The organism is Pseudomonas sp. GW821-FHT07G06 (genome assembly GCF_058986625.1).
The window spans coordinates 40,381-56,575 of sequence record NZ_JBYSVW010000004.1; the positions used below are offsets into that span (position 1 = coordinate 40,381).

Here is a 16,195-nt window from a genome sequence, read left to right on the forward strand (position 1 = left end):
CAGATGTCGCCTGAAAGACCGCTTTCGCGAGCAGGCTCGCTCCCACAGGTTTTTGTATTTCGGAGAACGATCATGTTTCACACTTCACGACTGACCAAGACCACCCTGGCGCTGTTCCTGAGCCTGGCCGCCGGCAGCGCGCTGGCCGCGGTCACGCCCCAGCTGGCCGAACAACTGAAAACCACCCTGACCCCAATGGGCGCCGAGCGTGCCGGCAACGCCGCGGGGACCATTCCGGCCTGGACCGGCGGCATCACCCAGGCGCCGGCGGGCTACAAGCCAGGTCAGCATCACCCGGACCCGTATGTGGCGGACAAGCCGCTGTTCACCATCACCAAGGCCAACCTTGAACAGTACAAGGCCCACCTCAGCCCGGGTCAGATCGCCCTGTTCAACAGCTACCCCGACACCTTCCAGATGCCGGTCTATCCCTCACGCCGCTCTGGCTCGGCGCCGCAGTGGCTGTATGACAACACCTTGAAGAATGCGACCGCGACCAAGCTGCTCGATGGCGGCACCGGTTTTGCCGATGCCTATGGCGGCGTGCCCTTCCCGGTGCCCAAGGATGGGGTCGAGGTGTTGTGGAACCACATCACCCGTTATCGCGGTATCTATGTGGTCCGCCGCGCCTCCGAAGCACCGGTGCAACGCAATGGCAGCTTCGCGCTAGTGACCTCGCAGCAGGAGGGGCTCTTCAACTATTACCGCCCGGGCGGGCAATTCGCCGACCTGAAAAACATCCTGTTTTACTACCTGGCGTTCGTGAAGAGCCCGGCCCGCCTGGCGGGTGGTGCGGCCTTGGTTCACGAGACCCTGGACCAGCTGAAGGACCCGCGTCAGGCCTGGGTCTACGATGCGGGCCAACGCCGTGTGCGCCGGGCGCCGAACCTCGCGTATGACACCCCGATCGCCTCATCCGACGGCCTGCGCACGGCGGACGATACCGACCTGTTCAACGGCTCGCCGGACCGCTACGACTGGAAGCTCAAGGGCAAGCAAGAGGTCTACATTCCCTACAACAACTACAAAGTCGGCAGCCCTGAGGTGAAGTACGCGCAGTTGCTCACACCGGGCCACCTCAACCCGCAATACACCCGTTATGAGCTGCACCGGGTCTGGGTGGTCGAAGGCACGCTCAAGCCGGGCGCGCGGCATATCTATTCCAAGCGCGTGCTGTTTCTCGACGAGGACAGTTGGGGTGCCGCATTGGTGGATCAATACGACGGGCGAGGGGAGTTGTGGCGGGTGTCGATGGCCTACCTGAAAAACTTCTACGACCTGCCCACAACCTGGAGCGCGCTGGACGTTTTCCATGACCTGCAGGCGCGTCGTTACTACGTGCAGAACCTGGATAACGAAGAGCAGGGCACAGTGGACTTCACCCAACCGGTGCCGGAAGACGCGTACTTCATGCCGTCGGCGTTGCGCCAGCGTGGGACGCGGTGAGTGTCGCAAACCACGCAAAAATGGCGAGAGCAGTGCCCTCGCCAACGCGCGGATCACTCAGTCGGCACAACCTAATCCAACATTCGATTGACGAGCAGTCATGGTAGCCTCGTCGCTTCAACTGCCGTTACATCGGAGGGCATTGTGGTGAGTTTGACCATCAACAATATTGACCGTCAGCTCTATGAAGAACTGCGAGTAGCGGCAGACATCAATGGTCTCTCCATTGAAGAACAAGCGTGTCTGATTTTGAGTAAAGCGCTGGAACAGAGTAAATGTACTGACGGCTTGGGGACTCGAATCCACAAACGGTTCAGCATCGATGGTGGAGTCGAATTGGATCTGCCTTCGCGCTGAAGTAGGGCAGCCAGATTCTCGGTTCGACACATCATTGGTAGTCCTTCAGATCGCATTCGCGGGCAAGTCGGACCGCTGGACCGCTGCTCCCACAGGTAAGTTGTCGAACACAGATTCTGTGAACGACCCAACACCCTGTGGGAGCGTGGCTTGCCCGCGAAGGGATATTTCATTCACCGCAAGGCGAAGGTCAAACGCGGAAGTGGCTCACCATTTGCTGCAATTGACCACCCAACCGCGCCAGTTCAACGCTGGACTTGGCGGTCTCATCACTCGCCGCAGCCGTCTGCTCCGACACATCGCGCACATTGATGATGCTGCGGCTGATCTCTTCGGCCACGGCGCTTTGCTGTTCGGCCGCCGCGGCGATCTGCTGGTTCATCGACTGGATGTTGGACACCGTGCGGGTGATGCTCTCCAGTGACTCGCCGGCCTTGCGGGTCAGGGCCACGCTGCTGTCGGTGAGGACGCGGCTGTTGTTCATCACGGCGGACACTTGTTGCGTGCCGTTCTGCAGGCCGGCCACCAGGCCTTCGATTTCCTCGGTGGATTTCTGCGTGCGCTGGGCCAGGCCGCGGACCTCGTCGGCCACCACGGCAAAACCACGACCGGCTTCACCGGCGCGGGCCGCTTCGATGGCGGCGTTGAGTGCCAGCAGGTTGGTCTGCTCGGCCACGGCCTTGATCACGTCCATGACGCTGCCGATCTTGTCGCTTTCCTGTTGCAGCACGCTCATGGCCTCGGTGGAACGCACCACTTCACTGGCCAGGCGCTCGATCTGGGCGATGGCTTCGTTGACCACTTTGTCGCCTTCGCGGGCTTCGCCGTCCGCCGCCGCAGCGGCTTGCGACGCTTCTTCGGCGTTGCGCGCGACTTCCTGCACGGTGGCGGTCATCTCGTGCATGGCGGTCGCGACCTGATCGGTCTCGACTTTCTGGCTGTTGACCCCGGCGCTGGTCTGTTCGGTCACGGCCGACAGTTCCTCGGCGGCGCTGGCGATCTGGGTCACGCCGTCGCGGATGCCGCTGATCAAGTCGCGCAGGGTCACGCCCATGCGTGCGATGCCTTGTTGCAACACGCCGAGTTCGTCACGACGGGTGACCAGCACGTTTTGGGACAGATCGCCGCTGGCGATGCGGTCGACCACCGCCAGGGTTTCGCGCAATGGACGGGTGATCTGGCGCGTGATGACCACGGCGGCGATGATGCCCACCAACAATGCCAGCAGCGTGCTGATCAATTGCAGCGTGCGCGCCCGGGCGCTTTCGGCGTCACGGCGGTCGAGCTGGATCTGATACAGCTGATCGCTCTGGGACACGATGGCGGCGCCCTGGTCGGTCATTTCCTTGCGCGCCTGCACCGCGTCATTGCTGGCGGCCTTGTAGGCCTGCAAGGCACTGCGGTAGTTGCCCAGCGCGGTTTCCAGCTGACGCAGGGCGTCTTGCTGGGTGTCGGCGAAATGCGCGTTGAGCGGTTTCAGGCTGGCGATGGCAGCGTCCAGTTGGCCGACCGCTTTTTGCTCGGTTTCGGCATTGGTGGAGGCGGTGTAACCACGTACTTCGTAACGCGCCAACAGGAACGCTTCCTTGGCCGCTGTAATGGCCTGGAACTGTTCGAAGCGCTGGTCGCTCAGGGGCATTTGCTGCACGCGGGTGTTGATTTCATTGATCAGCGAGTTGGCGGTTTCGGCGTTGACGCTCATGGCGTCGCGGGCGCTGTTGCCGGCGCGATAAGCGTTGCGCATCTTGCCCAGGGATGTCCTGTAGGCCTCAATCACTGTGCCCTGTTCCCGGAGCAGCTTGAGGTTTTCCGGGCTCTTGAACTTCGCCAGCAGGGCCTGTTGTTGGGCCGAGAAGGCGTCGAGGGTGGTCTGCACGCCCTGCGCGGCGGTTTCGTCGCCGTTGGTCAGCATGTATTGCAGGCGGACCACACGCAGCTTGGTCAGGCCGGCGTTGAGCTGGGTGATGTCGCTCATCCAGTTACTGCGGTCGATCAACCCGCCCAGGCTGGTCCAGCCGGTCAGGGCGAGGACGCAGGTCAGTGCCAGCACGAGGCCAAATCCAAGGCCCAGTTTCAGGTTCACGCTGATGTTGCCGAACCAGCTATTCATCAAATTCCTCCAGGAACGTAGTGCTACTTTTTCGTCGGTTGGCTGGAAGATTGTTTTTTTTGGGGGCCGCCAAGCTGTGTAAGCAGGATGTATCGGCAGCAATGGCGGGAGCTGAAAGGATTTTTCCAAACGGATTCTGTAACAAGATTTTTACAGCGCTTTTAAGCTTTTTTTCACATGGGTTTCACCCGCCGCCGACGCACGCTTCTTTAACCTCCGAGGATCTAATGAGGTGGTGCGTGCCGGCGAGGCGGCTTGATGTGGAACTAAGACTGAGTCTTTTCGGGATAAAACGCTCGATCGATCTGAAGCGCTTTGCCCGCTATCGCAACGCTGCGGTGGTGTTGGCCTCGGCGCTGCTGGTGATCCCGTTGACGGTGTTTTTACTGCGACCGGCCACCGTTCCGGACCTGGCTCATGGCAATGTGCGCGGTGCACAGGCGTTGATGAAGGGGTGGGCCAAGGGCGATCTGATCGTACTGGTGCGCCACGTCGAACGCTGCGATCACTCTTCGGCTGCCTGCCTGATCGGCAACGATGGCATTACTGTGCGCTCTCGCAGTGTTGCCACAAATGTCGGGGCGCATTTCCGCAACCTGGGCCTGGACAAGACCGATATCTACCACAGCCCGATCCTGCGTACGGCGCAGACCGCCGGCTTCATGTTCAACAAGGCCGGCACGGGCGAAGACTGGTTGATCAGTTGCAAGGGCACCATGCTGCGCGACGCATTGGCGCACAAGGTGCCCGGACGTAACCTGATTCTGGTGACCCACAGCGAATGCATGGCGCAACTGGAAAAAGACCTCGATTTGACGACGTCGACCCTGGGTTACGGAGCGTCTCTGTTTATCTCCGCCGAAACGCCGAACAGTCCGCACATGCTTGGTTTTATCGAAGCATCGGATTGGCCCACGGTGACACCTCGTTGAACTTCACCCTCCCTTTGAATCAGGATTGAGCATGCAGACCGCTTCCCGCTACCGCTTTTACTGGGTGAACTTTGGTATTCCGCTGGCCTGCGCGGTCGTGGTGTTCCTGATGTTCGACATGACCCGCATCGACATCGCCTTCAACAACTATTTTTTTGACCCGGTGACGCAGACGTACCCGCTGGACCAGGTCCACCTGTTCGAAAAAATTACCCACAAATGGGCGCGGATCATCCCGAACTGGACCGGCGAAATTGCGATTATCGGTGCCTTGCTGTCGTTTCTCTGGCCGCGCCTGAAGGCTGAAAAGCACTCGAAAATCATCGCCTTCCTGGAAAAAATCAAAGTCGCACCGGTGCTGCGCTTTGCCACCCGCCACCGTCGCGATTTTCTCTACGTGGTGTTCGCGTTCTCCATCAGCACCGGTGTGATTCACTACCTCAAGGGCCACACCAGCGTGTATTGCCCGATCGAGACCACCCTGTACGGCGGCAAAATGGAGCACGTCGAGTGGTACGAGAATTTCGACCTGCTGAAAGTCGCCGGTGAAGGGCGCTGCTGGCCGGGCGGACATGCCTCGGGCGGTTTCACCATGTTGGCGTTGTACTTCGTGGCTCGCCGTTATCGCTGGCGCTATTCCAAGGCGATCATGTACGGCTCGCTGACCCTCGGTTTCATCTACGGCACAACGCGGGTGCTGCAAGGCTGGCACTACATGTCCCACACCTTCTGGGCCGGGATCTTCGTGTGGCTGGCGTGTTTGCTGACGGCGCTGGCGTTTTACGGGCGAGCGAGGCTGGAACAGCCGGTGCTCTCCAAAGCGCAACAACCGGTGCCGGTGGCTCAGAGTCAGCCAGTGAACTGAGTGGGCGTAACAACTGCACCGCGGCGCACAGACGCCTCGGCTTGGGGGAATCCCAAGGGAAAACAGATAACGAAATATCTGTAGGAGCTGCCGAAGGCTGCGATCTTTTGATCTTGATCTTCAGCAATCTCCAGATCGCAAAATCAAAAGATCGCAGCCTTCGGCAGCTCCTACAGGGAATGCGTGCACCACCAAACAATGAGGTCGAGCGTTAGTTCGCCTCGCGGTGCTGTAAAAGCGAAGCCATAGGCGGCAGTTACCGCAGAAATGGATAGGTATGCTCCCCGAAACAACCAAAAAAAAAGCCCGCGGGAGGGCGGGCAAACCGTAGTTTCTTGAATGAGCGAGCGAAATGTACAGGCTGGCGCGAGAGGGTGGGGTGAAGAAAAATTCATCTCGATCAAAGCCCCGCACCAGAGCCTGCGACACCGCTACGGTAAATGATCCGCAGCAAAGTCGGCTTCCGACCGCGCACGTAAACGGCCCTTGCGGCAGGCTTGCTGGAAGCGCTCGAAATCGCGCTCGTTCTGCTCGGTATAGCCCTTGGCGTATTTGTAAAGCGCATCGGCCAATGCCTCGCTCTTGCCGATGTAGCCGCTGATCACCGCCGCGTGCCCGGAAGCCTTGGCATGGGCGCGAGCCAGGGCTCGGCCGCAAAGCCGGCCATAGGCCGCGAAGGCATCGCCATCGAACGTCTCGAGTTCGGCGGAAATTTTCATATCGCGCAATTGCCGCACATGGAAATGCCGCCCGCTGGGACCGGTGGTCCAGCCGAGGAACAGGTCACTGGCCGATTGCATCAAGCGTTGACCCTCGGCCACCCGCTGCCCTTCATGCCGCACCCGCGACCTGGCCTTCACGTAGCCGGCAAGCACCGAACGGCGCGCTTCCTTGAATTGCAGGAACAGCGGGAACTGCTGATCGTCGGTCAGCAGCGCCACCAGGCAACGGGTGCCGACACTGCCGACACCCACCACTTTGAAGGCCATGTCCTGCACGTGAAAACGCGACAGCAGTTCACGGCGGTCCGCTTGCAGGGTGCCGCGATAGTCACGCATGAAAGTGTCGTAGAGTGGACGCCAGTCCGAGAGGCGCAACCAGTCATCATCGGCGTCCAGCAGCGTGGTGTTCTTGTGCAGGTGGAAAATTTCCGGCAGGTCATCGCGAATGATCAGAGGCCCATGGGCGTCGCGATCACTGATTTTTGGCAGCAGTTCGGCATGGGTGCGACGCTCGGCTTTTTCGATGGCGCGTTCCACGTGCTCCAGAGTGCTTTTGTTGGCCTGCGCCAGCAGGTCGTCATAGCTGATGGATTCGTACCAGGTTTCCAGCGAACTTTGTTCGGCGCATTCGAGCATGGTTTTCTGATAGGCACTCACCACCTCATGGCAGATGCTTTCTTCAACCGATTCGCCATGGCGCAAGTCGCGGGCGGCCACCAGAAAACTCGCCACCAGGCGTTTCAAGTCCCACTCCCACGGCCCGGGATGGGCTTCGTCGAAGTCGTTGACGCTGAACAGCAGGTTGCGTTCCGGCGTTGCGAAACCGCCGAAATTCATCAAGTGGCTATCGCCACAAATCGGCGAAACCAGCCCCATGTTCGAAGTGCCCGCCAGGTCATGGGCCTGCAGCAGCGCATTGCCGCGATAGAAGGTGAACGGCGACACCAGCATGCGCCCGTAGCGCAGTTCCACCAGCGATTTGATGCGTCCCTCACTCGACGCCTTGATCAGCGGTATAGGGTCGCGATCAGCATTGCCCAAGGCTGCCTGCGAACTGCGGGAGCACTTCTTGCGCGCATCCTTGCCTTGCTTCAAACGGTCGGTGAGGGTGGTCATGGGGGCCTATTCGACGGGTGTGGTAGGGCGTTTGCGAATGGAGTGTAGAAGGGCTTTGCGGGTTCATCCGAAGTGTTTGCCCTGCAACTGACCTGTCTGTCAGGCATCGGCATGTATCGATCCCTCTCAAGCCTCTGCTTCGTCGAGTGGGGCGATGTTGTCCAGTGCCCGGTTCACCAGCAATTGCGCCAGCACGGCCAACTGCTGGATCGCCAGGGCGATGTTGCGACGCGAACTCTCAAGCTCGCAGGCAAGGTCGGTGCTCATGACGTTGAGCGAGGCGAGGGTTTCGCTGGCGTGGGTGAGCAGGGATGGCGTGTCGATGTCGGGGCGGATGGTGAAGACGTGGCTGACGGGGGCGAGGTGATTGGGGTTGCGCAGGCGGGCGCTGATGGCGGGTTCGGTGGTGTTGGAGAGGTTGGATAGGTCAGGTGATTCGGTTGTTGAGTCCGGTGAAGTGTCTGGCGGGTTAGGGCTATGTTTTTTCAAGATTGTGCTCCGTCTTTGGTTGAAGGAGCTGCCAACTATCTGCTGTCAATCAGATGTGGGTGGCAGCTGTACGCGGGTTGACAGACCGGAGAGCACAAAACCGGTGCATCCGAAGATGCCCCACGCACAGCCACCATAAAGACAGAACGCGCGGAAGCATGCCGTTTTATCAGGAGGAGTGGAAGGTTGCTCTTCAGCCTGTCAAAGCCGATCGCTGATGTGCAGCGACCCAAGAAGGCTATCGTCGAGAAGCAGGCCCCGCCAGTTCATGAAAGGCGATGCGTTTTGCGGGAAATGTCCTAGGACAGTGACTACGTGCCAATCGAGTGCGAAGCACGCCATTTTCTATTCAAGGAACAAACGAAAAAGCCCGACAATTTGTCGGGCTTCATTTTGGCGCGGTCAGTTAGCTTCGTTTCGCTTCGACTTCCATCATCAAAAGATTTTGCTGTCTCGTAGCTTCAGTCAACACTTCGCTATAGACACGCTTTTTCTGTTCCGACTTGGCATTACGAATAAAGTCTGCAAATGAGCTTTTGGCGCCCTTGGACAGACCTGGCTTGATCGAAATCATTGATGTGCTCCTGATCCTAACCCGAGCCTGGCCATTAAATCAGCCCGCGTGTATTGCTCAGGGATATGGTAGTCAATTTTATCGACCCCAGCTTTGTAAAGACGTCCCGAATTGTCTATGTGCTTGATCAGCAGATCCACATGAACGTCGCTCCCGTACTCTAGCTTAAGAGTATTTACCACGTCACGCGCTGCGAAATACTGGTCGATGAAATGCTCTGGTCGGATTCGTCGCCCTTCGAGTTCTTCACGGGCTTTAACGAATTCCCATGCCAGGAGCGGATTTTGGTAGACGTAAAGAATCTGCACGAACCGGCCCTTGCGCAAAGAGCGCTCCACATTTTTTCGTGCTACATCGATGTTGGAAAATGTTCCATCCAGCACAAATGATTGCCTCTGGTCGAAAGCGCAATCCAGAATTTTCTCGACCAAAATTGAAACTCCGTTTTGGAAAATCCAGGCGTTTCCTCCCGCGTAGTCGGAAAATTCACTACGAAGCTCATCAGGATCAATCCTCAGAATCGCTGTATCAGCAAACAGATTCACCAGGGCGATTGAAGCCTCTGTTTTTCCTGCTCCAGGTGAGCCGGCCATGAACACTGATACAGGATCTTGCTCAGGAGGGTATAACGCTCGATCTGTTCGGCGCTTGGCTATGGTTTTCTTGTGCAATCTAGCGAAGGACATTGCTTGATCTTGCATGAGCAATTCGGCAGGAGTCATTGTTCATTCCTTTGGTTTGAAGCGCATCAAAGGTGAAACAGCAGAAGCGGTGAGCTCGATTGAGAAGTCAGCGTACATGGCTGCATATCAAGCTCCAGTCCATGAGTGGGACACAGCTTGAGGGAAATTTCCTGGAAGTGAGTTTTTGCCCTGCTTAACGCCGGTTGGTTGGCTCAATGATGTGGTGCCAATTGCAGATCAAAGTTGCTTGGAGCGCACCGTGTGCTTGAAATGATGCTCCCAAAGCCTGACCCCCAACCCTCCCGTCCGGTCCAGCGACGACCCCACCGTCAAATCCGTAATCAAGGTCGGCTGCAAGCCCGCATCAAATAGCGCAAACCCCGCCGCCAGGCAGCAGGTTTCGGTCTGCAGGCCGCACACCAGCACGCGTTCGACGTTCAGGCTTTTCAGGTATTCGATGGTTTGCGGCGTGGGCGCGTAGCCGTGCTTGATGAAAATGCGATCGGCGGGGATCAGGCTGTCATCGTCCGGCGCGGGGTGCCAGCCAAGTTGTTTTTCGAAGGGGGTTATGGACTCGTCGTGACGCTCGACCGTGGCGACACTGGGCAGGGTGCCGATGAGTGCCTGGATACCGTCGACCAGCCACTGCGGTGGGGCGAAGCTGGGTTGTACGTCGATGATCAGGAGGGCTTGGCGCATGGGTTTCTCCGGGAGAGAGGGTGGTGACGCGGGGACCTGCGGTTGGAAAACATCCAGGCGGTTTCGCTGGCCTCTTCGCGGGCAAGCCCGCTCCCACAGGGTGCGGTGTGAGGGATGAATTATCAAACCCCGGATGCAATAAGGCCCGCACTGGGCGGGCCTTGTCAGCTTTGATTGTGGGGCCGGTCAATGGGTTACCACAATGCGATGTCATAAGTCAGGTACAGGCGATAGTTGTCTCGATCACTGGCGTAGGTAGAACGATAAGTGGCTTTTCGCACTTCGATGCCTACGCCTTGGAACGCGCTGCTCTGTATGACATATCGCAGATTGGTGTCGGATTCCCACTCCCGGGCTTCGCGTCCTTTGTAGTCCCCGTTCTCGCCCTTGTAGTAACGGGTCATCAGGCTCAGGCCAGGCACAAACGCAGCGAAGTCATAGTCGTAGCGCAGCATCCAGGTCCGCTCACCGGCCTGGATGAACTTTCCGACGCCGGCATTGGAGAACGAATAGACCGTCGACACGCTGGTGTAGGGCAATGCCGTATCGCCGCTGACCTTCTGATAACCCAGGCCAAGTGCATGGCCGCCGAGGCGATAGGTGAAAAGTCCGCTGAACATATCGGCATCCACCGCACCATTGCGTGCCTCACCGGCATCGCCACTGATGAAGTAGCGCAAATCGCTGGTCAGGCTGCCACTGCCCATCGGTAGTTTGTGCACTAGACCGAAAAACTGCTGCCGGTAGAACTCGCGCATCTCCCCGTAATACCAGGTGCCGCTGAGGGTGGGCGTGAACTTGTAGGTGGCGCCAGCAAAATCAAAGTCAGTGCCTTTGCTACCGGTGTAGCCCTGTGGATAGATATCGACGCTGTCGGTGGAGTTGCGCTGCTTGAACTTGTCCAGGTGACCGCTGTGCAAGTACAGATCGCGAATGCCGCTGTACTCGATTTGCGTACCGCGAAAGGTTTGCGGCAACAGGCGCCCATCGTTGTAGACCAGCACCGGAATCCTCGGCATCAGGTTACCGGTCTTGATCACGGCCTCGCCGATTCGCATTTTTGCAGTGATACCCAGGCTGGAAAAACCATCCGCTGCGTGGCCATCGTCGTGCACCGGCAGCAAACCGGTGCCCGCATGGGTCGGGCTGGAGTCAAGCTTCAGGCCGGCCAGGCCCAGCGCATCCAGACCGAACCCCACCGTACCCTCGGTGTAGCCCGATTGCAGGTTGAGCAAGAAACCCTGCGCCCACTCTTTGCGGTCCTCGCCACCGTCGCGATAGCCATCGTTGAAGTAGTAATTGCGCAAGGTCAGTTTGCCTTGGGAATCCTCGAAAAATCCTTGGGCCATCAGCGCTGGCGACAGACCCGCCAGCATTCCTGCGGACACAATGCCGCCTCTCGTGAACAGTCCACGCATGGTGTTTTCCTCAGCCCCGCATTATCGGTTTTATGGGCAGTCGCAAAGGTCCCGGAATCGGGAAGGGTCTCGATTTTGTTGGCCTGCGAAGCTGGACTCAGCGGCGCATTGCGGCGGACACTAACGGCTCGACAGCGCGTCCACAACGTTATGCGAGAAGCGCATCAGGCTATGCGAAAGCTGGTTTTTCGCGGGCGTGCACCGTTGCAAAACCAGGGGAATCGGCAGCGTGAATATCAAGCAACTCGAGGCTTTCAAAGCCATCATGGCCACCGGTTCGACCATCGGCGCCGCCACTCGCATGGGGCTATCCCAATCGGCCGTCAGCCGCTTGCTGACGCAGCTGGAGGAAGCATTGGGCTTCGCCTTGTTCCTGCGCAAAAAGGGCCGTTTGATGGCCACGCCGGAAGCCGAAGAGCTGCTCGCCGAGGTCACGGGGCTGGTGGATGGCATGCAGCGCATTCAACGCATGGCCGATGAGCTGCGCATCGGTCGCTCGCACAAGAGCCTGCTCAAGGTGGGCGTGCCGACCAGCATGACCCAGGAGCTGCTGCCGAAAATCGTTGCCGAATTTCTCAAGAGTCACGACGACATCGTCGTCGAGTTGCTCACCGGCTCGTACGACACCATCGAGCGCGCCGTGCTCGACCGGTCTGCCGATCTCGGCTTCGTGCGTTTGCCTACGGAACTGTCCGACTTCGACATTGAACCGGTACTGGAAACCGAAGGTGTCTGCGTCATGCCCGCAGATCATCCGTTGACCCGCCATGCAGTGATCGACGTGCAGCATCTGCGCAATGTGCCGCTGGTGTTGCTGGGCCGGCAACGGGCCTTGCGCGCCGAACTCAATCAGGTGTTTCGAGCCGTCAACCTGACACCGCAAGTGCGCATCGAAGTGCATTCGGTCGGCGCCGCCTGCAGCTTTGTCGCCGAGGGCCTGGGGGTGTCGATCGTCAATGGATTGCTGGCCAGTCACTTCACTCATTTGCCGGTTGTCACCCGACCTTTTCGCCCGACACTGCGCTACGAATTCGGTCTGGCATTCCGTCGGGACGAGCAGCGTCCACCGATGGTGAGTGCCTTTGCCGCCCATCTCAAACAACGTCTGAACGAGTCGATGAAGACCGTCCACGCATCACAAAACGCATAGCCCGACCCGCTCCACGCATAACGTTGTAGCCCTTTGGCGTTTGCCCTAGTGTCTGCCCCATCGAAACATTGACACTCAAAATAAAAACACCAAAGGGCTCACCGCCATGTCCCAGATCGACCTCGCACAACCGGGTGCCGCCGAAAGTCAGACGCAACCCGTCAAGCCGACTGTACGCAAAACCATTAACCCGGCCATCATCCTGCTGAGCATCGTGTTGCTCGCGGTCGGGTTCACGTATGCGGTCAACTCCGGCAGCTTCCAGCGTCAGAACGGGCTGGTGGTACCGGGCTCTTATCAAGTCCTGGAAAAGAGTCATTCCCTCACTCATCTGTTGGCTGTCGAACCTCGCGCAGCCAAGGATGCGGTGGCCCGCCCGGTGTCGCTGATCGAAGGGTTCATGGCGATCCCGCAGGGCATCGAAAAACGCGCCGGACTGATTTTCATGGTGCTGTTCATCGGCGGCATGTTCGGCGTGCTGAACAAGGCCGGGGTGATCGACGCCGGGCTCGAACGCCTGCTCGGCATGACGCGCGGCAACATCTACGTGCTGGTGCCGATGCTGATGCTGGTGTTCTCCGCCGGCAGCACCTTCATGGGGTTGGCCAAGGAATTCATCCTGATCGTGCCGCTGATGGTCGCCATGGCCAATCGACTGGGGCTGTCGAACCTGATCGGGCTGGCTATCGTCTGTATTTCAGTGAAGATCGGTTATCTGGCATCGATCACCAATCCGGTCGCACTGTCCGTGGCGCAACCTATGGTCGGGCTGCCGATTTTCAGCGGCATGAGCATGCGCATTGCCGCTTACGCATTGTTCCTCGCCGTTGGCATTGTCTTCGTGCTGTGGAGCATTCGTCGCCACGGCTATGACGCCAGCGCGGTCATTACCTTCGAAAGCCAACCGTTGCCGTGGCGCCATCTGCTCAACCTGCTGGTGCTGGCCTTCGGCGTGGGTTTTATGGTCTTTGCGTCAAACCGCTGGGGCTGGAAGTACCACGAACTGTCGGCGTTCTATCTGCTGCTGAGCGTGATCTTCGCAGCGATCCACGGCATGGGTGCCAGCATCGCCGCCAGTGCTTTTGTCGACGGCATGAAAAAAGTCCTGATCGCCGGTGTGTTGATCGGTCTGGCGACAGCGGTGGAAATCATCCTTAGCACCGGTCAGGTGCTCGACACCATCGTCAACGGTCTGGCGAGCGTGGTCAGCGATCATGGCCCGGTGGTTTCGGCCTACGCGATGTTCTTTTCGCAGCTAGGCCTGGATGTGCTGATCCCGTCCACCTCCGGTCAGGCGGCCGTGACCATGCCGATCTTCGGCCCACTCGGCCAACTCTCCGGTGTCAGCCCGCAAACCACGGTGTATGCGTTTTTGCTCGGCAATGGCCTGACCAACATGATCACCCCGACCTCCAGCGGTCTGCTGGTGCTGCTCGCCACCGCACAAGTCGGCTGGGGTCAGTGGGCGCGCTACATCTTGCCGTTGTTCCTGATCTATACCGTGCTGGCGATGGTGTTGCTGGCGGTCGCAGTGACCACCGGTTACTGAGTTCCAGGGCGTCCACCCGCAAGGGGACGGGCGCCGGTTTCCACAAGGTTCTGATATGACTTCGCTGAACGAACAGGCATTGCCCGCCATGCGCTTGCTGCGTGACCAGATGATCCGTCTGCGTGACGGCATCCACCTCGCGACCGATATTTACCTGCCAACCGATAGCGCAGGCCCGTGGCCGGTGGTGATCGAGCGCACGCCCTACAACAAGAGCAGCCCCTCGCGCTCGGAAAAACAACTCGACGCCCAGCACATCTCCCGCGGGGCCATGGCCGAGCGTTTCACTGCGCAAGGCTTCGTGGCGATCTTTCAGGATTGTCGCGGGCGCTACGCCTCCGAAGGCGTATTCACCAAATACACCTCGGAAGGCGAAGACGGTTTTGACACCCTCGCCTGGATTGTCGAGCAACCCTGGTGCAACGGGCGAATCGGCAGCATGGGTTTGTCCTACGCGGCCCATACGCAATTGGCGATGGCCTGCCTGCATCCACCGGGACTGCAAAGCATGGTGCTCGACTCCGGCGGCTTTGCGAACGCGTTCCAGTGCGGCATTCGCCAGGGTGGCGCGTTCGAATTGAAACAGGCGACGTGGGCCTGGCGGCAGGCCAAGGAAAGTCCCGCCGCGATCGCCAACCCGAAGATCCGCGAAGCCCTCGAGCAAGAAGACATTCACCAGTGGTTCGCCCGCATGCCGTGGCAGGCCGGACACTCGCCGATTCGCCATGTTCCGGAGTACGAAGCCTATCTACTGGAACAATGGTCGCAGGGTACTTTCAGCGATTACTGGCGCAAGCCCGGCATCTATGCCGAAGGACACTACGACAACCTGCCGGATATTCCGGTGCTGTTCATGTCCAGCTGGTACGACGCGTATGTCAGCTCGACGCTCGCCAACTACCGTGCCTTCAGCCGCCACAACCGCAGCGCCCAGCATTTGATCATGGGACCGTGGCTGCACGGCGATCGCAACATCAGTCATAGCGGCGATGTCGAGTTCGGTGCGGCGGCCAACTTCGATGGCAACGTGGCGTGCACCTGGCTGGATTGTCGACTGGACTGGTTTGCACGCTCGCTCAAGGACCAGACCGGCGAGGCTGCGGCCACGTCGTCCGTCCAGGTATTTCTGATGGGCGGGGGTGATGGTTCGAAAGATCAGCACGGCCGACTGCACCATGGCGGACGCTGGTTGAAGAGCTCGCAGTGGCCGCTTCCGGGCAGTCGGTCCCTGAGCCTGTACCTGAACGCTCAGCGCCAATTGACCACGGATCAGCCTTCAGCTCGCGAGTCGAGCCTGAGCTATCGCGCCGATCCCGATCATCCGGTGCCGACCATCGGCGGCGCACTGACCTCCGGTGCTCCGGTATTCGTCGGTGGCGCGTTCGATCAACGTGAGCGAGCGGATTTTTTCGGCACACAGGGTAATGACCGGCCATTGGCCGAACGTGCCGATGTGCTGAGTTTCCAGACCCTGCCATTGACCGAAGACATGATCGTCGCCGGCCCGCTAAGCATTGAACTGTGGGTGGAAAGCGACGGCCTCGATACCGACTTCACCGCCAAACTGGTGGACGTTTATCCGGATGGCTATGCGATGAACATCACCGACGGAATCGTGCGCTGCCGTTACCGCGACTCGTGGGAGAAACCGCAGCTACTGACTCCGGGGCAACGGGTAAAAGTCGTGATCGAGCCGTTTGCCACCTGCAACCTGTTCAAACGCGGGCACCGCGTGCGCCTGGACATTGCCAGCAGCAATTTCCCGCACTTCGACGTCAATCCCAACAGTGGTGAGGCCGAGGGGCAGGCTTTGTACAAACGCATTGCGACCAACACGGTTCATATGTGCGCAGACTTCGCCTCACGCCTGGTGCTGACTACTCTTGCACCCGAAGCGCTGGCGGATCTGGATTGTCAGGCTATCGATTCGGATTGATGCAGGGCGGCCGGTGGGGCTGTTTATCAACCGGGGCCGTCCTCTGATCGAAATTGGAGCTACCTCTGACGCCGTTTTGGTATTCCAAAAATAAGCACCGGATGGCTTGGAATACCATTTGAAATACCCAGACGGTTGGAACGCAAAAA

General features: G+C 59.1%; 14 protein-coding genes and 1 pseudogene. 7 read left to right on the top strand and 8 right to left on the bottom strand.

All coding sequences use genetic code 11. The features are described from left to right. Window positions 1-72 precede the first annotated feature (72 nt). Entirely contained in the window at window positions 73-1,446 is a 1,374-nt protein-coding gene (locus AC3WJW_RS09245; RefSeq protein ID WP_493725809.1) for a DUF1329 domain-containing protein, read from the top strand. Window positions 1,447-1,593: 147 nt separating this feature from the next. Continuing rightward, on the top strand, window positions 1,594-1,803 hold the full coding sequence (locus AC3WJW_RS09250; protein WP_493725810.1) for a FitA-like ribbon-helix-helix domain-containing protein: 210 nt from the start codon (window positions 1,594-1,596) through the stop codon (window positions 1,801-1,803). Between the two features lie 190 nt (window positions 1,804-1,993). Here the strand turns inward: AC3WJW_RS09250 and AC3WJW_RS09255 are convergent, their stop codons facing one another. Both AC3WJW_RS09255 and AC3WJW_RS09260 read right to left on the bottom strand, forming a co-directional pair. After that, the gene (locus AC3WJW_RS09255) at window positions 1,994-2,857 is read right to left on the bottom strand and encodes a methyl-accepting chemotaxis protein (protein WP_371317832.1); all 864 of its coding nucleotides are present in this window, start codon (window positions 2,855-2,857) and stop codon (window positions 1,994-1,996) included. After that, window positions 2,852-3,913: pseudogene (locus AC3WJW_RS09260) on the bottom strand (methyl-accepting chemotaxis protein); the annotation flags it as partial. The gene AC3WJW_RS09255 and the pseudogene AC3WJW_RS09260, both read right to left, overlap by 6 nt. A gap of 260 nt (window positions 3,914-4,173) precedes the next feature. Between AC3WJW_RS09260 and pmrG the strand changes: the two are divergent. After that, complete coding sequence (pmrG, locus tag AC3WJW_RS09265) at window positions 4,174-4,845, top strand: lipopolysaccharide core heptose(II)-phosphate phosphatase PmrG (protein WP_493725811.1); 672 nt, start codon at window positions 4,174-4,176, stop codon at window positions 4,843-4,845. A gap of 31 nt (window positions 4,846-4,876) precedes the next feature. Then, on the top strand, window positions 4,877-5,710 hold the full coding sequence (locus AC3WJW_RS09270; protein WP_493725812.1) for a phosphatase PAP2 family protein: 834 nt from the start codon (window positions 4,877-4,879) through the stop codon (window positions 5,708-5,710). Window positions 5,711-6,141: 431 nt separating this feature from the next. Here the strand turns inward: AC3WJW_RS09270 and AC3WJW_RS09275 are convergent, their stop codons facing one another. The 6 genes from AC3WJW_RS09275 to AC3WJW_RS09300 all read right to left on the bottom strand — a co-directional run bounded on the left by AC3WJW_RS09275 (window position 6,142) and on the right by AC3WJW_RS09300 (window position 11,411). Then, window positions 6,142-7,548, bottom strand: a complete 1,407-nt coding sequence (locus tag AC3WJW_RS09275) for a DUF2252 domain-containing protein (RefSeq protein ID WP_493725813.1) — start codon at window positions 7,546-7,548, stop codon at window positions 6,142-6,144. Between the two features lie 126 nt (window positions 7,549-7,674). Further along, a complete protein-coding gene (locus AC3WJW_RS09280; RefSeq protein ID WP_493725814.1) occupies window positions 7,675-8,037 on the bottom strand; it encodes a DUF6124 family protein in 363 nt (120 codons plus the stop codon). A gap of 406 nt (window positions 8,038-8,443) precedes the next feature. Further along, window positions 8,444-8,611, bottom strand: coding sequence for a hypothetical protein (locus AC3WJW_RS09285; protein ID WP_493725815.1), 168 nt, complete (start codon window positions 8,609-8,611; stop codon window positions 8,444-8,446). Beyond that, window positions 8,608-9,333: a zeta toxin family protein gene (locus tag AC3WJW_RS09290; RefSeq protein WP_493725816.1), complete on the bottom strand. Its 726-nt coding sequence runs from the start codon at window positions 9,331-9,333 to the stop codon at window positions 8,608-8,610. The genes AC3WJW_RS09285 and AC3WJW_RS09290 overlap by 4 nt, the downstream gene beginning before the upstream one ends. Window positions 9,334-9,531: 198 nt before the next feature. Then, window positions 9,532-9,993 carry a cysteine hydrolase family protein gene (locus AC3WJW_RS09295; protein WP_493725817.1) on the bottom strand — a complete coding sequence of 154 codons (462 nt, stop codon included), beginning with the start codon at window positions 9,991-9,993 and terminating at the stop codon, window positions 9,532-9,534. 194 nt (window positions 9,994-10,187) lie between these two features. Beyond that, entirely contained in the window at window positions 10,188-11,411 is a 1,224-nt protein-coding gene (locus tag AC3WJW_RS09300) for an OprD family porin (RefSeq protein ID WP_493725818.1), read from the bottom strand. Window positions 11,412-11,640: 229 nt separating this feature from the next. Between AC3WJW_RS09300 and AC3WJW_RS09305 the strand changes: the two genes are divergently transcribed. From AC3WJW_RS09305 to AC3WJW_RS09315, 3 genes are all read left to right on the top strand, one after another. Further along, window positions 11,641-12,561 carry a LysR family transcriptional regulator gene (locus tag AC3WJW_RS09305; protein WP_493725819.1) on the top strand — a complete coding sequence of 307 codons (921 nt, stop codon included), beginning with the start codon at window positions 11,641-11,643 and terminating at the stop codon, window positions 12,559-12,561. Between the two features lie 106 nt (window positions 12,562-12,667). Next, on the top strand, window positions 12,668-14,110 hold the full coding sequence (locus AC3WJW_RS09310; RefSeq protein ID WP_493725820.1) for a YfcC family protein: 1,443 nt from the start codon (window positions 12,668-12,670) through the stop codon (window positions 14,108-14,110). 88 nt (window positions 14,111-14,198) lie between these two features. Then, complete coding sequence (locus AC3WJW_RS09315; protein ID WP_493726015.1) at window positions 14,199-16,046, top strand: CocE/NonD family hydrolase; 1,848 nt, start codon at window positions 14,199-14,201, stop codon at window positions 16,044-16,046. Window positions 16,047-16,195: the final 149 nt, after the last annotated feature.